The following is a 15,023-nucleotide window of genomic DNA, read 5'->3' as shown; positions in this document are numbered from 1 at the left end:
CGGGCGCGCAATGCTGGATTTTCTGGAACTGGAGGAAACAGTCGGCCGGGCGTGGCATCGCCTGATCGGCAAGACGGGATCGTGGCCGCATTATCCCGAGCACGCCGTGCAACTTGGCGATATCCGCCAGAAGCTTGCCATCTGTTTTCGTGGTTTTGGCGGCGATGTTGCGGTGCAGATTGCCCCTGCCCGCGCCCGGACCTCCGGGCACAGGCTGGGCTTGCGACAGCGGATGGCTTTGGGCGAGGAAAAACTAAGCCAGCCATCGCGGGACGAAGCGACACTGATGCTGCCGCCGGAGATCGCGCTCTTTCCCGACAGCGCCCTCAATCACGACCTTTATCTCTGGCTTGCCGGTTACATGGCGGTCATGCCGGTGCAAATAGGCAAGCTTCACGCCGATCCGCTGCGCCGCAATCTTGCGTCGCTTGCAGTGGCGTCGGAAACGGTTGCCAAGACCTGCGAGATTTTTCCCGGTTTGCAGAAGCGTTATGCGCGCCTTTGCAAAGCGGTGCTTGCTGCGCGTCCGAAACGTTCGCTCCATGGTGCGGAATGGCAAGTGGAGGAGCGTATTCTGGCGCTTCTGAAGCAGGGAGCGGGATTGCCGGACGACAGTCTTCCCACGATCTTTCCGCATTGCGCGCCAGCGGGCTATCTGCCCGCCCTGCCCGTTCCGCTCTGGCCGGAACTGACAAGACGGGAGGAAACCGCGTCGCGTGACAGCGATGACCAACCGGTGCCCGGCAGCAAGGTGCAAGCCGTCGAAACCGGGCGGCAGATCGCCAACCGCGAGAAGCAGGATCCGAGACTGGCCGACCGGAACCCGTTCATTCTCAACCGCTTCGAAAAAATCCTGGCCATGGCGGAGATGGTGAGTGTCGACCGGCCAACCGACGACAGCGACGAGCAGAACGCCAAATCCGCCGACGAGCTTGACGATCTGACATTGGGCGAGCGCAAGGGCAGACCGGCTGCGCGTTTCCGGTTCGACCTCGACCTGCCGCCCGAAGCCGTCGACCGGGCGGCTCTTTCCGCCAAACTGACCTATCCGGAATGGGATTACCGCAAGGCGACCTATCTTCAGGATCATTGCAGCGTTCTGGCAGCACCGGCGCAGGCCCGCGAAGACGCTCTGGAACTGGATGACGAAGCGCGAAGCCTCGTCCGCCGCGTGCGCCGCCAGTTCGAGATCCTGCGTCCGGGCCGCGAATTGATGCGGGCGCAGCTCGATGGCAACGATCTCGACCTCGACGCCGTGGTCCGTTCGCGCTGCGACTTTGCCGCTGGCGGTCAGGGCAGCGACCGCGTGCATCTGATGAGCCGCCCCAAGGCGAACGACCTTGCGGTCACCATTCTGGTCGATGTGTCGCTGTCCACCGATGCGTGGATCGACAACCGGCGCGTGCTGGATGTGGAAAAGGAGGCGCTTCTGGTTCTGGCCAATGGCATTGCCGCCTGCGGCGACCGCTGTTCGATCCAGACGTTTACCTCGCGCCGCCGCTCATGGGTGCGGGTCGAGACGGTGAAGGACTTTGACGAAGCTTTCGGGCCAGCCGTCGAACACCGCATTGCGGCGCTGAAACCCGGTTTCTACACGCGCATGGGAGCAGCCATCCGCCATTCGACGGCAAAGCTTGCCGAACAGCCCAACCGAAAGAAGCTTCTGCTGGTGCTGACCGACGGCAAACCGAATGACGTCGATCACTATGAAGGCCGGTTCGCGCTGGAAGACAGCCGCCGGGCAGTCCAGGAAGCGCGCGCCAAAGGCGTCAATGTCTTTGCCGTGACGGTCGACCGCGAGGCGAGCAGCTATCTCCCCGCACTTTTTGGGCGGAGAAACTATGCGCTCGTCGCCAAACTGTCGAAACTGCCATTCGCTCTGCCAGCGATCTATCGGATGATGACTGGCTGAACCGGACAGGCAATTTTCGCGATGCGCCTCAAGCAGCTTGAGGCTGTCGCACCGACGCGAGGTGGCGAGCCACAACCGGCACAAGCAGCGCCAGCCCCACGAGCGATGAGTAAATCTCCGGCGCAACCAGAAGGATCGCGGCCACGATCAGCAGGACATTTTCCCATGCCTTGGTGCGCACCAGGAAAAAGCCCGACAGTGCGGCGCCAAGCGCGGTGATGCCGATGGCGCAGCCGAGGAAGGCCACGGAGAAATCCAGCCAGTTGAAACCCGACGTGACCAGCAGCAGCGACGGAGAGAACACAAACACGAATGGCACGAGCACCTTGCCGAGACCGAGCCGGAAGGCTGTATTGCCGGTCTTGAACGGATCAGCGCCCGCCATTCCCGCCGCCGCATAAGCGGCGAGCGCGACAGGCGGCGTGATGTCCGCCAGCACGCCATAATAGAAGACGAAGAAATGGGCCACGATCGGCTCCACACCCAGCAGCCCCAGCGCGGGCGCGGCGATGGTCGCCATGATGATGTAATTGGCCGTCGTCGGGATGCCGCAGCCCATCAGAATGCAGACGATCCCCGTCATGATGAGCGTGAAAAGCAGCGTCAGGGTCTGCGGACCAAACCATGCGGCAGGCAGAATCGTGCCGAAATAAGTGGAGAGCTGCGCCGCCGTCGACGTCACGATATAGGAAATCTTGAAACCGACGCCGGTAAGCGTGACCACACCGACGATAATGCCGACAGTCGCCGCCGCCGCGCCCACGGCGAGCGCATATTTGGCGCCATCGCGCAGACCGTCAAAAATCTCGCCTATCGACATGCGCTTGCGCGGATTGAGCAAACCCACCGCGATACACAGCGTAATGCCCCAGAATGCAGCCAGATAAGGCGTGTAACCGGACAGAAGCACCCCGATCAGCACGACCAGCGGAATGACAGTCGGCCAGTCGCGCTTGAAGGCTTCCTTGAGGTCGGGCAGCTCTTCCTTGGTCATGCCGCGCAAGCCGTTGCGCTTTGCTTCGAAATGGACCTGCATCAAAACGCCGAAGAAGTGCATGAAGGCCGGCACGATAGCCGCCAGAATGATCGTCGTGTAAGGCAGGTTCAGGAATTCGATCATCAGGAAGGCGGCAGCACCCATGATCGGCGGCGTGATCTGCCCGCCTGTCGATGATGCGGACTCAACGGCGGCGGCGAAATGGCGCTTGTAGCCAAGCCGGATCATTGCCGGGATGGTGAGCGAACCGACCGTCACCGTGTTGGCGACCGACGAACCGGAAATCATGCCGAAAAGGGCTGACCCGAAAATGGAGACTTTTGCCGGGCCGCCTGCGAAACGGCCCGCCACCCACGCCGCGCAATCCAGAAACAGCTGACCGAGGCCGATACGGGTCGCAAACACCCCGAACAGCACGAAATGGAAGACATAGGTTGCGACCACGCCAAGCGCGATGCCGTAGATGCCCTGCGTCGTCAGATAAAGATGATCGACAAGCTGGCTGACGGTCGCGCCGGGATGGACGAGAATGCCCGGCATATGCTGCCCATAAATGGCATAGAGCATGAACAGGACGGATATGATCGGCAGCGGCCACCCGACCGAGCGCCGTGTCGCTTCCAGCAGAACCAGAATGAGAAGACCGCCAAGCACAACGTCCGTCGTCGTCGGATTGCCGACACGGAACGCCAGATCGTCAAGCGGAATCATCGGAACATGGGCAACGGACACGACCGCAATGATCGCCAGCGCCCAGTCGATGACGGAAATGCCGAGCGGCCTCAGCAATGACGATGTTGTGGGCTGGTCGTAGCCCTTGCGGGAAAACGGAAAGACGAGAAAGACCAGACCAAGCACGAAGGAAAGATGGATGCCGCGATGCACCATTTCCGACAGAAGGCCAAAGCCCGCCGTATAATAGTGGAAGATGGAAAGTATGATGAGCAGCCCGCCGACGATACGCGCCGCAAGCGGACCGAGCGGCCGAAAGCGAATCTCGGAGTCGAACTTTTCTTCCAGCTCGCGCGCCTTGGCCTCATCCAGTTCCATGGGTGAAAGCTTTGTCTCTTGCTCGCTCACCATACTGTCCTCTCCATTCAAAGCGCAGCCGATTCAACTGAATCCGGAAACCGCTCTAACTCCATGTTTTACAGTCTTTTTCCAGCGCCGGAAGCAAATGCACGGAGTTCAGGCGAAGCTCCGTGCATCTTGTTCGTCCGACCGGAACGGGCGACTTATTTCAGTACGCCTGCTTCCTTGTAGAAGCGTTCCGCGCCGGGATGCAGCGGAATGCCGAGACTTGTCGTCGCCGTATCGAGCTTGATGAGCTTGCCCTTTGCATGTCCGGCATCGAAAGCCTTTCTGCTGTCGTCGTTAAACAGGGTCTTGGTGATGTTGTAGACCAGTTCTTCCGGCTGCTTGGCGTTCGTGACCCACTGTGCCGCGACCGCCAGCGTTTCGGTTTCGCCGACATCCTTATAGGTGTCGGCCGGCACCGTATCCTTGGAGAAGAACGAATATTTCTCCAGAATCTTCTGCGCTTCCGGACCGGAAATCGGGACCAGTGAGATGCCGTTCGACGTCGCCAGTTCAGAGATTGCGCCGGTCGGATAGCCACCGACGAAGAAATAGGCGTCGAGCGCGCCGTCCTTCAGACGCTCGCCTGCCGGACCGGGCTTCAGATGCTCGGCCTTGATATCGCTTTCGCTCAAGCCATATGCTTCCAGAACGATGCGGGCATCGACAATCGTGCCGGAGCCCGGCTCATCGATGGAAACGCGCTTTCCCTTGAGATCGGCAACGGATTTGATTCCCGCGTCCTTGCGGGCAACCAGATGGATCGTCTCGGGATAGAGCGTAGCAATCAGGCGCAGATCATCGACCTTGCCCTTGCCCTCATAAAGGCCGGTGCCGGTATGCGCCCAATAGGCGACGTCGGACTGGGTGAAGCCGGATTCCAGCGAACCGGACTGGATGGCGTTGATGTTCGCGACCGAACCGTTCGACGAAACCGCCGTGGCCACCAGACCCGGAACGCCCTTGTCTCCCGCGCCGGAAATCGCGTTGGCGATCAACCCGCCTATTGGATAATAGGTCCCCGCCGTGCCGCCGGTGCCGATGCGGAAGAAGGCCGGAGCCTGCGCGACGGCGATGCTTGCCCCCACCGCGAAAATGCCTGCAAACGCAGCAACCACACCGCGCCGGGTGAATTTTCCCAATGTCATAACTGCTCTCCGTTCCCTGGGTAATTTTGTTCAAATTGTGTCCAGCCGACCATGGAAAGTCGGGTGCGGCTTGTCAAGCCGTCATCGGAGAGCTTCCAGATTGTATAGCGGATTTCAAAGCCGTCTTTCGCATAGATGACAATCGGAAGACTGCTATTGTAGCGGAGCATGAAATTCTCGCCGCCGACCGGCAGGAAACCGGTCTGCCTGCTGTCTTCCGGGCAAGCCATCAATGTGGCGGACATGCGGGCGTTTCGGCAGGTGCGCTTCCGTCTTCCTCGGGATAGTGAAACGGTTCGGGGGGACAACGCCATTCAAACCATCTTTTGGAGCGCCTGCTGATGCGATCAGATCAGGAGGCGCTCCAGATAACGAATGCACAGTCTCGTTCGTAACGGCCACGCGACGTCTTATACGTCACCATTGAGCATTTCCGGTTCGTCACAGGGCATTTCGTGCGACATGGAAATGCTCTGTCTGCCTTTACGCCATGTTTAACCCAAAACCAGTGTCCGCTTACGGGAGACATAACCTAGCGGCAACGCGCCTCAAAAACGCGGCCGTTCCGGTCGCGATAACGGCAGTACTGCACGCCGTTACGGGTTTGGGCGACGCCTATGAGCGTGCCTGCCGCTGCACCGATAGCTGCGCCGGTCAGCGCGCCGCGCGTGTCGCCGCCAATGGCTGCTCCGGCAAGACCGCCAATTGCGGCACCGCCGACACCGTAGCCGGCTGTTCTTCGTTCATCAGTCGTGCACCCGCTCGCAGTGGCGCCTATCAAGGCCATCGTCACGACGCTGTACAGGATCATTCTCATCGAAATATCCTTCCCATTTTGATGATGCGCTTTACCGCCCAATACATAGGCCGCATCTTGAAAGGTCAAGATATGCCGCCGGTGCGGGGCTGGCGTTTTCTATGCCGAAACTTTCAAAGCGGTTCGCGCGGAAAGCCGAATATTTCCGCAAGCCAACCCGTCGCGGAATAATGCGCGCAGAAAGTCAGCGCGACAATGGTGATCGGAACGCCGATGAAAGCGCCGAAGATACCCCACAGCGCACCCCAAGCGAAAACGGAAAAGAGCGTTGCGAAAGGCGACAGGGAGATGGTTTTTCCCGTCAGCCGGGGCTCGATCACACTTCCAATGACGGACTGAACGATATTAAGGCCTATGAAAACGGCAAGCACCAGTTGCCAGCTCGCAAAGTGCGTGAACGCAAAGGCAGTAATGAAGAGTGTGGCGACCAGCGGCCCCAGAAAGGGGATGAAGTTGAGAATGAACGCAGCAAAGCCCCAGGTTTCAGCAAATGGCAGTCCCATGAGCCGCGTCAAAAGCCAGACAAAGGAACCGGTCGCAATACTCATCAGCGCCCTGAGCAGCATGTAATACCGGATTTTCGTCGAGGCTGACCGGCTGGCGCGAAGAAACGCGTTCGCAGCAGCCTGATTTTTCAACTGCCTGATGCGCGCGCCGAACTCCTCGGTTTCAGCAAGCCCCAACAGCACGTAGACCAGCGCCACAATCCAGAAGCTGAACGTATTATTGAGACGGCTTCCTATCGATTGAAGCGTTCGCAGGGTCCAGCTTACACTGAAATTCTCCGACCATAGCATCGACGCGGCAATTCCATGGCCCTCGAGCCAGGTGCGCAACTGGTCATAAAGCATCTGATATCGCACAGCGTCAATCAATATCCGGCTTCCGACCTGCCCCATCGTCCAGGCGATGAGCCATCCGAAACCGAGCAGAAGGAATACCACAAGGAGGAAAGTGATAGCCAAGGCGACATAGCGCGACGTGATCAGCGAAAGCGACCATTGGATGGGCCAGACAAGCATGATGATGAACAAGGCGAAAACGACCGGCGCGAAAACCGCGCTGCCGTAATGGAGCAATGCAATCAGCACGCATCCCGCGATCAGGATCAGGGCTGCATTGCCAGCTTTCAGCATAGGACCTCCCTGACCCGAGGACGAAACCAGATTATGATTTCAGGGTATTCTTGTGAATCTGGCCATCTTTCATGATGATCGCCAGCGTCTCTTCCGGCTTTTCCAGCACGTGAATGTCATCGAGCGGATTCTCGTTCAGCACCAGAAGATCAGCAAAAGCGCCGGGCTCTATGAGACCGAGCTTGCCGGGATAGGGATTGCGCAGATTGGAAAGCGCGAGAAGTTCGGCATTGACCGATGTCGCCGCACGAAGCACCTCCGCATTCGAATACCACCGGCTCAAATGGGTCAGCATGAAATTTTGGCGCGGGGTCAATTCGGGCGAAAACAGAACGTCGGAACCCCAGCCGGTCTTGATCCCATATTTGCGGATAAATTCGTAAATTCGTGGCGTGCCTGCGAAAAGCTGCTGAATTCGTTCGGCACCGGGGCCTGTCTGCGATGCCGCATCATCCATCGTGAGGAAAGGCTGGGTGCTCAACCAGACATTTTTTTCCGCAATCATCCGCGCGGTTTCCTCGTCTATCAGATGTGCATGTTCGACACAGGCAACACCCGCACGTATGGAACGCTGGACTGTGTTCGGCGCATAGGCATGAACGGTGACATAGGTGTTCCAATCCCTTGCCACATCGACCGCAGCCCGTATCTCGTCTTCGCTGAATGTAGACATATCGAGCGGACTGCGCGGCGAGGACACGCCGCCGCCAGCAACGATCTTGATCTGCGAGGCGCCCTGCAACAATTGTTCGCGCACACGAAGTTTCAAGCTGCCTGCATCATCGACGATTGCGGAAGCGCCCATTAACTCGCTGGTGCTAAGTTTGCCGCCATCACGCGGTATTTCCGTGGGCAACCGGAGATCGCCGTGGCCACCGGTCGTCGTTATCATCGCGCCTGCCGGAAAGATACGCGGGCCGCTGATAATGCCGGTATCGATCGCGCGCTTGAACGAAAAAGTGGGCCCGCCCATATCACGCACCGTCGTGAAGCCGCGCAGAAGCGTTCTTTCCGCCTCCGCCGTCGATGCGGCGAAAATAATACCAGGATCACCTTCCAGCAGGACCGGAAGCGGCACCGCCGCATATATGGCGTGCCAATGCGCGTCGATCAGACCCGGCATCAGCACCCGGTCGCCGCAATCGATGACCGTCGCTCCATCGGGCGGAGCGCTGTTCGACGTATCGACAGCCGCAATGCGATTGCCTTCGACCAGAACCTGTACCCCGGACTTCAGCGTGTCCGCCTTGCCGTCGAAGAGCCTTGCTCGCCTCAGTAGAACCTTCGGTGATTGCGCGGCGGAGCGATCCGCAACCACCGTTGCGCCGACTGCCGCTGCCATGCCCGCGAGGAAATGCCTTCGGGACAGCCGATCCAGTCGCCGGGAAACCTGCTGCAATATCGGGTTGGAGCAACCGCAGCCGTCGCCGTGAACAAAATGCTGATACTTCCCACCCATTCTAAACATGGCAGCTCCCGCATGAGGCATCGTTGAAGGCAGCTATTTGATTACCTTGAAATAATATACGTCTACGAACCTTCCCCTGACGTCGTTTTCGACACGTCCCCGGATTTCAATTGTATTTTTTGTGTTTATTTCCCGTCCGCGCCAGACTTCGCGCTCGATCCGGACTCTCGTTGTTCCGGTACGGTCCCGGAAAGCATAGTGAGCTCTTCCGACATTGCTTTTGACCGAGCCGACCAGCACGACACGGGTGCCTACGGGCGTTCGGGTTATGACATCCGCCGTTATGGTGTTTCGGGGCCTGAAGGAATCCCGGAACTGGGCTTGAGAAACATCAGCCGAGCCAAGCGAAACGAGTCCCGCAATCAAAGCCAATGGAATCATATGCTGCTTTATCGAGGTCATGAACTTTCACCTCCTTGTAGCAATGATTTCCGTTCTACTTCGGAAACGAAGAAATATCTATGGTAATCGCAGAAATAAACAAGGCTCTTCTTTGAGGAACCCTGCAATCTCAAGTACCGCGCGCTTTCAAATTTGCCCGCAAACACCGATAAAGGCCGACGCCTGCGGAACTTTCAAACTGCTGCCGGGTTGTCTGCATGGAGGAGCTCGCCATGGAACAGATGCACTGGGATGATGCTGTCATCATCGAAATTGCCGAGGGCATCACGCAGACAGTGAGAACGGTAGCGGATGCGGAGAACGTGTTGTTGTCGCAGTGGAACAGATTTGAACTAAATAGCCTCGGGGCCGCTATCAAGGCCTGCCTCCTGTGTACGCATGACATTCGCAGTACGGAAGATGCACGGCTCGCTTTCGAGCGGGCCGCCTCGACATCCGGCATTCTGGTGTGACTGCGATCCGCGCGGCAGGCCCAGCGCGTCATGCATGTGTCCGGTCAATGAAATCCAGCCATTTCAACGTGCGGCGTTCTGCGTCGTTCAGTTCCGGTGCGACCAGGCGGATGGCCGCTGCCGCATCCACCTCTGCAGCCAGAGTACCGGCAAGCCAATGTTCGGGAACGGCGGGATGTATATAGGACTGCCTGCACACAGCCCTTGTATTGCCAAGCCGATGCGCAACCTTGTCGATTTCGCCATTCAGCGTTCGCTTTTTTGCACGCTCGCTTTCGGGCAACTCAATGCAGCGCAGCGCCTCCAGTGCGGCAGCCGTTGCCGCCCATGTCCGGAAATGCTTCGACGTGAAGTCAGCCTGCATGATCGTCCGCAGATAGTCGTTTATATCCTGCGAGGTGACAGGACAGCGGTTTCCCTGGTCATCGACATACTGGAATAGCTGCTGCCCCGGCAGTTCCTGTATGGAGCGAACAATGCGAACGATCCGCTTGTCGGAAAGTTTCAGGCTCCACATCTTGCCCGATTTGCCCGTGAAAACCAGCCGCAGGCCGCTGCCCTCATCGCGCAGATGCCGGTTGCGCAAGGTGGTTGCGCCAAAACTGTTGTTGCTTCGCGCATAGTCAGGGTTTCCGACACGCAGCAGCAGCCGGTCCATCAGCCAGATGACGGTGGCAACAACCTTGTCACGGCAAAGCGAGCGCCGTCGCATATCGGCATCGACAGCCTTGCGCAGCCGGCTGAGGGCGCGCGCGAAATCCGGCAGGCTCGAAAATTTCGTTTCTTCCTGCATCGCCATCCATAACGGGTGGTAACGATACTGCTTTCTTCCTCGCGCATCGCGGCCTGTGGCCTGTATATGTCCCTGGGCATCGCAGCATATCCAGACCTCGGTCCATGCCGGCGGAATGGCAAGCCGGGCGATCCTGTCACGATCCGCAGCCGTAATTGCCGACCTGTCAAAACGGACATAGCGAAACCCCGCACCGCACCGCAGGCGTTTGATACCCGGCGCAGTGTCGCTGATATGAAGCAACTTGCTCTCGGCAACCTCCGTTTCAACCGGCGGCGCGGTGAACGATTTTTCAAGCAATGGATAACCCCGATCTTGTTCTTCTTGCCGGATAACCGCGACGAACCGCGACTGGTTCCCCACTCGTACAAGTCCGGTCCGGAACCATCCGGCTGCCAACCGGTTATCCTGTTCTCCGGAGGATCAGATCGTGCCCCACAGTTTCTGGAAAGGTTATCTCAAGCTTTCGCTCGTCACCTGTGCGGTGGAGTTGACGCCTGCAACCAGCGAAAGCGAAAAAGTGCGCTTCCATACCCTCAATGCCGAGACCGGGAACCGGGTGATCAGCCGGTATGTGGATTCGGTCACGCACAAGCCCGTTCGCGACGAGGACGAGGTCAGGGGGTTCGAGAAAGAGGATGGCAGCTATATCGTTCTTGAGGAGGACGAGCTTGAGGCCGTGGCGCTTGAGAGCACCAGAACCATCGATATCGACAAGTTCGTTCCGCGCGACAGCATCGGTTGGATCTGGTATGACAAGCCGCACTATCTGGCTCCTTCCGACAAGGTGGGGCAGGAAGCCTTTTCCGTCATTCGGGAAGCGATGGAGAAAAGCTCGGTCTTCGGTCTGGCTCGCCTCGTCATGTATCGGCGCGAACGGGCGGTGCTGCTTGAACCACGCGGACGCGGGATCGTCTTGTGGACCCTGCGTTTCGGCGATGAAGTCCGCAAAGCCGACGACTATTTTTCAGCGGTCGGGAAAGGCAAGCCCGACACCAAACTGCTTTCAATGGTCCGCAAGCTTATCAAGGACAAGACGGAAGAGTGGAACCCGGACTTCCTTCAGGACCCGGTACAGAAAAACCTCCAGTCGATGATCTCTGCCAAGAAGAAAAAGAAACCGGCAACCCGACCAAAATCCCGCAAGGCCGAACCGGCCAGCGAAGGCAATGTTATCAATATCATGGACGCGCTGCGCAAGAGCCTGACCAAGGAAGGCAAGAAATCGTAAGGCGGCCCGTTTCGGGCGTTGAGCGTCACCCACCCTGTTTTTTCATTTTCGGCAACGGCGTTTCCGCACTGCGAAAATCCTGCCAGGGGTCGTTTTTCAACGCAGCCAGCCGCGTCGGCGTGTTGGGAATGGTAAAATGCGCCGGACCTATGGCCGGGGTGACTTCCTCCCAGGCAAGCGGCATGGATACCCCGGCGCCGGACCGCGCCCGCGGAGAATAAGGCGCTACGGCAGTCATGCCGCGCTGGTTGCGCAGATAATCGATAAGAATCTTGCCTTTGCGCTTGGCTTTGGAAATCGTCGATACATAGCGATCCGGGCTGTCGGCAGCCATCTGGTCGGCGATAGCCTTGGTAAAGCTCTTCAGCGTGTCCCAGCCAGCCTTTGGCTTGAGCGGGGCCACCACATGCAGCCCCTTGCCGCCAGAAGTTTTGACAAAGGCCGTCAATCCGAGTTTTTCCAGTCGCTCCCTGACTTCGGTGGCGGCCTCAATCACGCGCGGCCAGGGAACACCTTCGCCCGGGTCAAGATCCATCGTCAGTGTATCAGGCAATTCCCAGTTCCTGAGCGTCGATCCCCAAGGATGAATTTCCAGTGTCGCGGCTTGCACCAGACCGATCAGCCCGTTGAAATCGCGGATGCTGATATAAGGCTCCTCGTCCTTGTCCTTCGGGTCCTGAACTTCGACAATATGCTCATTCAGCCCCTTCCATGCATGTTTCTGAAAGAAAAACTCTCCCTCTATACCGGTAGGACAGCGCAACAGGGCCAAGGGGCGATTGACGATGAAAGGCTCGATGCGCGGCCACACCTCGGCGTAATAATCGGCGAGCCCTTGCTTGGTGACGCCCTCGCCGGGCCAGTAGACACGGTCAGGATGCGTGAGCTTGACATCGGTCTTCTGGGTATCCTTGTCGGAAACACGAGCTGGCACGTTTTGCTCCTCCCATGTGACATCGCTGGCAGACTTGTCCTCGCGCAGCCCCCGAAAGGAAGCGTGACGCACCCGCTTGTCGGCGGTCCATGCGCGAAATTCGATCTCCGCCACCAGTTTCGGCTTGACGAACTTCGCGCCGCGCCTTTCATCTGCGGTCAATGGCACCGCGAAGGGGCTTTGTTCCGACCGCATGGCGTGCAGCCGTTTGTAAAGTTCCTTGGCAACCTTGACCGAAAAGCCGGTTCCCACACGGCCCACCGAAACCAGCCCCTTTTTATCCTGTACTCCCAATAGCAGCGAGCCTATTGCACCTCTTGTCGCTGTTGAGGGAACATAACCCGCAATAACAAATTCCTGCCGTCCAATGCATTTGGACTTGCGCCAATCGTTGCTGCGCCCGCTTTTGTACGCCGCATCCTTCAGCTTCGACACAATCCCTTCAAGACCAAGTCCGCACGCATTCTCCCATACCGCAGCGCCATCGGCATCGAATGCCTCGCTGAAGCGCAGAGTGGACGACGTTCTGGAAAGCAGTTTTTCGAGCAGCTTTTTGCGCTCAACCAAGGGCGTGCCCCGTAGGTCGTTCCCGTCCAAATGGAGAAGATCGAAGAGATAGTAAGTGAAACGGTCCGACCGACCCTGGCTCAGATCTTCCTGCAAGGCCGAAAAATCGGATAGCCCCGACTGATTTTCGACAACTATTTCGCCGTCGAAAATGGCTTCGTCCGCACCTGTCCCCAAAAGGTCGGCAACGATCTGCTGACCGAATTTTTCGGTCCAATCCAGTCCGCCGCGCGAATAGAGCTTTACCTCGCCCTGCGCCACATGGGCCTGAACACGATAACCGTCAAACTTTATCTCATGAAGCCAGCGATCTCCTTCCGGCGCAGCCGGTACGAGCGTGGCCAGCTCGGGCTCGATAAAGTCCGGCATAGCTCGTTTCCGACTGTTTTTTGGGGGTGAGGCCGCAACTTTCCTCCGGGTGGCCGCCTTCTTCTTGATCGGGCCGGTTTTCGACGACCAGCCGGGGGCCTCGTCTTCAACATCGGCGATCACGCGTCCGGTTTTTACCGATTCAGGTTTTTCTTCGAGAATGTCTGGCTCATCGGGCTCCCTGGCGAACTCGTCCTCTCCCTTGATGAGAAGCCAGTTCTCCCGCTTCTCGCCGGGCTTTCCATGCATACGGACAAGATGCCAGCGTCCTTTGAGTTTTTCCCCGGTGAGTTCAAACTCTAGGTGCCCTTTCCTGTATTGTTTATGTGCATCGCCGGTGGATTTCCAACGTCCCGTATCCCAGACGATAACCGTGCCGCCGCCATATTCGCCCTTGGGTATTGTGCCTTCAAAGCCCGCATATTCAAGGGGATGATCCTCCACATGCACCGCCAGGCGCTTTTCGCCGGGAACGAGGCTTGGGCCGCGCGTCACGGCCCAGCTTTTCAGAACGCCATCCATTTCGAGGCGAAAGTCATAATGCAGCCGCCGCGCATCATGTTTCTGCACGACAAAGATGTCACCTTTTGTCCGCGCGGACTTGCCCCGTGGCTCGCTGGTCAGAGTGAAATCGCGCTTCTTCCGATAGGTTTCGAGTGGCTGTCCCATGATCACCCTGCCCTCTTTCGAGACTTCAAGCCGGTTTCAGCCCGCGACTTCGTTCTGCCTTTTGTTGGTTTGGCTGCCTTCCGCCCGCCCCCACCGAGGCCCGCACTCTTGCGAAGAGCCTCCTTGAGATCGATGACCTCCGCGGTTTTTGGCGCGGCCGGTTTCCTGAGCGGCTTGCCTTCCATCTTTGCCTTGATCAAATCAGCCAGCGCGGCATCGTACCGGTCGTCGAAGCTTGCGGGGTCAAAACTGCCCATCTTGGTGTCGATGATGTGTTTCGCCAGATCGAGCATTTCTCGATCGAACTTGAAAGAGCCCAGATCAGCGAATGCCTCCGCCGCAGCGCGCACCTCATATTGAAAATTGAGCGTGGTGGCGATCAAACCCTGATTATGAGGACGGATGAGGACCTGTCGCGCACGACGAAAAAGGACGGCCTCCGCTATCGCCGCCACCTTTTCAGCTTTCATTCCGTCGCGAACCAGCACGAAACTGTCGTCATCGCCGGCTGGCGCAAGATAATACGGCCGGTCGAGATAGACGTCATCGATTTCATCGCATTTGATAAAATGGGTAACATTGAGCGTCTTGTCGCTTTCGGGGATTGCGGAAGTGATTTCCTCTTCGTCGAAACTCAAGTAAGAGCCGGACGAAACCTCGTAGCCCTTGACCTGGTTATCGCGCGGTACGGGCTTGCCCGTATCGCTGTCCACAAACTCCCGGCTGAGGCGGTTTCCGGTCTTGCGATTAATCAGGTGAAACGAAACGCGTTCCGAAGTCGATGCTGCCGTGTAGAGCGCGACAGGACACAAGAGCTGCTCGATCTTCAGTTGGCCTTTCCAATTTGCACGAGGCGCCATCGATTGTCTCGCTTCCTCAGGCTCCATCTTCGTGCCGGGTCGTTCCGCCGGTACGCTTGAGATAGTGCGCATAGGCAAAACCGCCGGCGAGAAGCGCAGGCAAGCCGATCAAAACGACCCAAAACAAGAATTCACCCATTTGTCCTCTCGCGCTATCTGATTGCTACGCAGGACAAACTCGGCAACAGCCC

14 protein-coding genes are annotated in these 15,023 nt (G+C 58.2%); 3 read left to right on the top strand and 11 right to left on the bottom strand.

From position 1 onward, the window contains the following. The first annotated feature begins 10 nt into the window (after window positions 1-10). Complete coding sequence (locus F9K78_RS15940; protein ID WP_121986083.1) at window positions 11-1,912, top strand: nitric oxide reductase activation protein NorD; 1,902 nt, start codon at window positions 11-13, stop codon at window positions 1,910-1,912. Window positions 1,913-1,940: 28 nt separating this feature from the next. On the opposite strand, the gene F9K78_RS15935 is transcribed toward F9K78_RS15940, so the two are convergent. The 7 genes from F9K78_RS15935 to F9K78_RS15905 form a co-directional block, all read right to left on the bottom strand. After that, window positions 1,941-3,992: a TRAP transporter permease gene (locus F9K78_RS15935; protein WP_121986084.1), complete on the bottom strand. Its 2,052-nt coding sequence runs from the start codon at window positions 3,990-3,992 to the stop codon at window positions 1,941-1,943. 152 nt (window positions 3,993-4,144) lie between these two features. Then, window positions 4,145-5,134 (bottom strand): TAXI family TRAP transporter solute-binding subunit, encoded by a 990-nt coding sequence (locus tag F9K78_RS15930; protein ID WP_121986085.1) that lies wholly within the window; start codon window positions 5,132-5,134, stop codon window positions 4,145-4,147. Continuing rightward, complete coding sequence (locus F9K78_RS15925; protein ID WP_235925455.1) at window positions 5,131-5,379, bottom strand: ecotin family protein; 249 nt, start codon at window positions 5,377-5,379, stop codon at window positions 5,131-5,133. Before F9K78_RS15925 ends, F9K78_RS15930 begins: the two co-directional genes overlap by 4 nt. A gap of 287 nt (window positions 5,380-5,666) precedes the next feature. Then, window positions 5,667-5,951, bottom strand: coding sequence for a glycine zipper 2TM domain-containing protein (locus F9K78_RS15920; RefSeq protein WP_121982506.1), 285 nt, complete (start codon window positions 5,949-5,951; stop codon window positions 5,667-5,669). 113 nt (window positions 5,952-6,064) lie between these two features. Then, complete coding sequence (locus F9K78_RS15915; RefSeq protein WP_121986086.1) at window positions 6,065-7,087, bottom strand: AI-2E family transporter; 1,023 nt, start codon at window positions 7,085-7,087, stop codon at window positions 6,065-6,067. 31 nt (window positions 7,088-7,118) lie between these two features. Continuing rightward, window positions 7,119-8,555 (bottom strand): metal-dependent hydrolase family protein, encoded by a 1,437-nt coding sequence (locus F9K78_RS15910; RefSeq protein ID WP_122066410.1) that lies wholly within the window; start codon window positions 8,553-8,555, stop codon window positions 7,119-7,121. 33 nt (window positions 8,556-8,588) lie between these two features. After that, complete coding sequence (locus F9K78_RS15905) at window positions 8,589-8,936, bottom strand: YgiW/YdeI family stress tolerance OB fold protein (protein WP_235925457.1); 348 nt, start codon at window positions 8,934-8,936, stop codon at window positions 8,589-8,591. A 233-nt stretch (window positions 8,937-9,169) separates the two neighbouring features. Here F9K78_RS15905 and F9K78_RS15900 point away from each other — a divergent pair, with 233 nt between their 5' ends. After that, window positions 9,170-9,409 (top strand): DUF982 domain-containing protein, encoded by a 240-nt coding sequence (locus F9K78_RS15900; protein ID WP_235925454.1) that lies wholly within the window; start codon window positions 9,170-9,172, stop codon window positions 9,407-9,409. Between the two features lie 28 nt (window positions 9,410-9,437). Here the strand turns inward: F9K78_RS15900 and F9K78_RS15895 are convergent, their stop codons facing one another. Further along, window positions 9,438-10,502 carry a DNA topoisomerase IB gene (locus tag F9K78_RS15895; protein ID WP_121986089.1) on the bottom strand — a complete coding sequence of 355 codons (1,065 nt, stop codon included), beginning with the start codon at window positions 10,500-10,502 and terminating at the stop codon, window positions 9,438-9,440. Between the two features lie 130 nt (window positions 10,503-10,632). Here F9K78_RS15895 and ku (F9K78_RS15890) point away from each other — a divergent pair, with 130 nt between their 5' ends. Then, window positions 10,633-11,433, top strand: coding sequence for a non-homologous end joining protein Ku (gene ku, locus F9K78_RS15890; protein ID WP_121986090.1), 801 nt, complete (start codon window positions 10,633-10,635; stop codon window positions 11,431-11,433). Window positions 11,434-11,458: 25 nt separating this feature from the next. Here ku (F9K78_RS15890) and ligD read toward each other — a convergent pair whose 3' ends face one another. Genes ligD through F9K78_RS22250 form a run of 3 tightly spaced genes read right to left on the bottom strand, consistent with a single transcriptional unit; the run spans window position 11,459 to window position 14,971 of the window. After that, window positions 11,459-13,972 (bottom strand): DNA ligase D, encoded by a 2,514-nt coding sequence (gene ligD, locus F9K78_RS15885; RefSeq protein ID WP_121986091.1) that lies wholly within the window; start codon window positions 13,970-13,972, stop codon window positions 11,459-11,461. A gap of 2 nt (window positions 13,973-13,974) precedes the next feature. Further along, a complete protein-coding gene (gene ku, locus F9K78_RS15880; protein ID WP_121986092.1) occupies window positions 13,975-14,832 on the bottom strand; it encodes a non-homologous end joining protein Ku in 858 nt (285 codons plus the stop codon). A gap of 16 nt (window positions 14,833-14,848) precedes the next feature. Further along, window positions 14,849-14,971 (bottom strand): hypothetical protein, encoded by a 123-nt coding sequence (locus F9K78_RS22250; RefSeq protein WP_259697959.1) that lies wholly within the window; start codon window positions 14,969-14,971, stop codon window positions 14,849-14,851. Window positions 14,972-15,023 lie beyond the last annotated feature (52 nt).

This window comes from Brucella pseudintermedia (assembly GCF_008932435.1).
Taxonomy (GTDB): domain Bacteria; phylum Pseudomonadota; class Alphaproteobacteria; order Rhizobiales; family Rhizobiaceae; genus Brucella; species Brucella pseudintermedia.
This window is presented reverse-complemented; position numbering and strand designations above follow the sequence as displayed.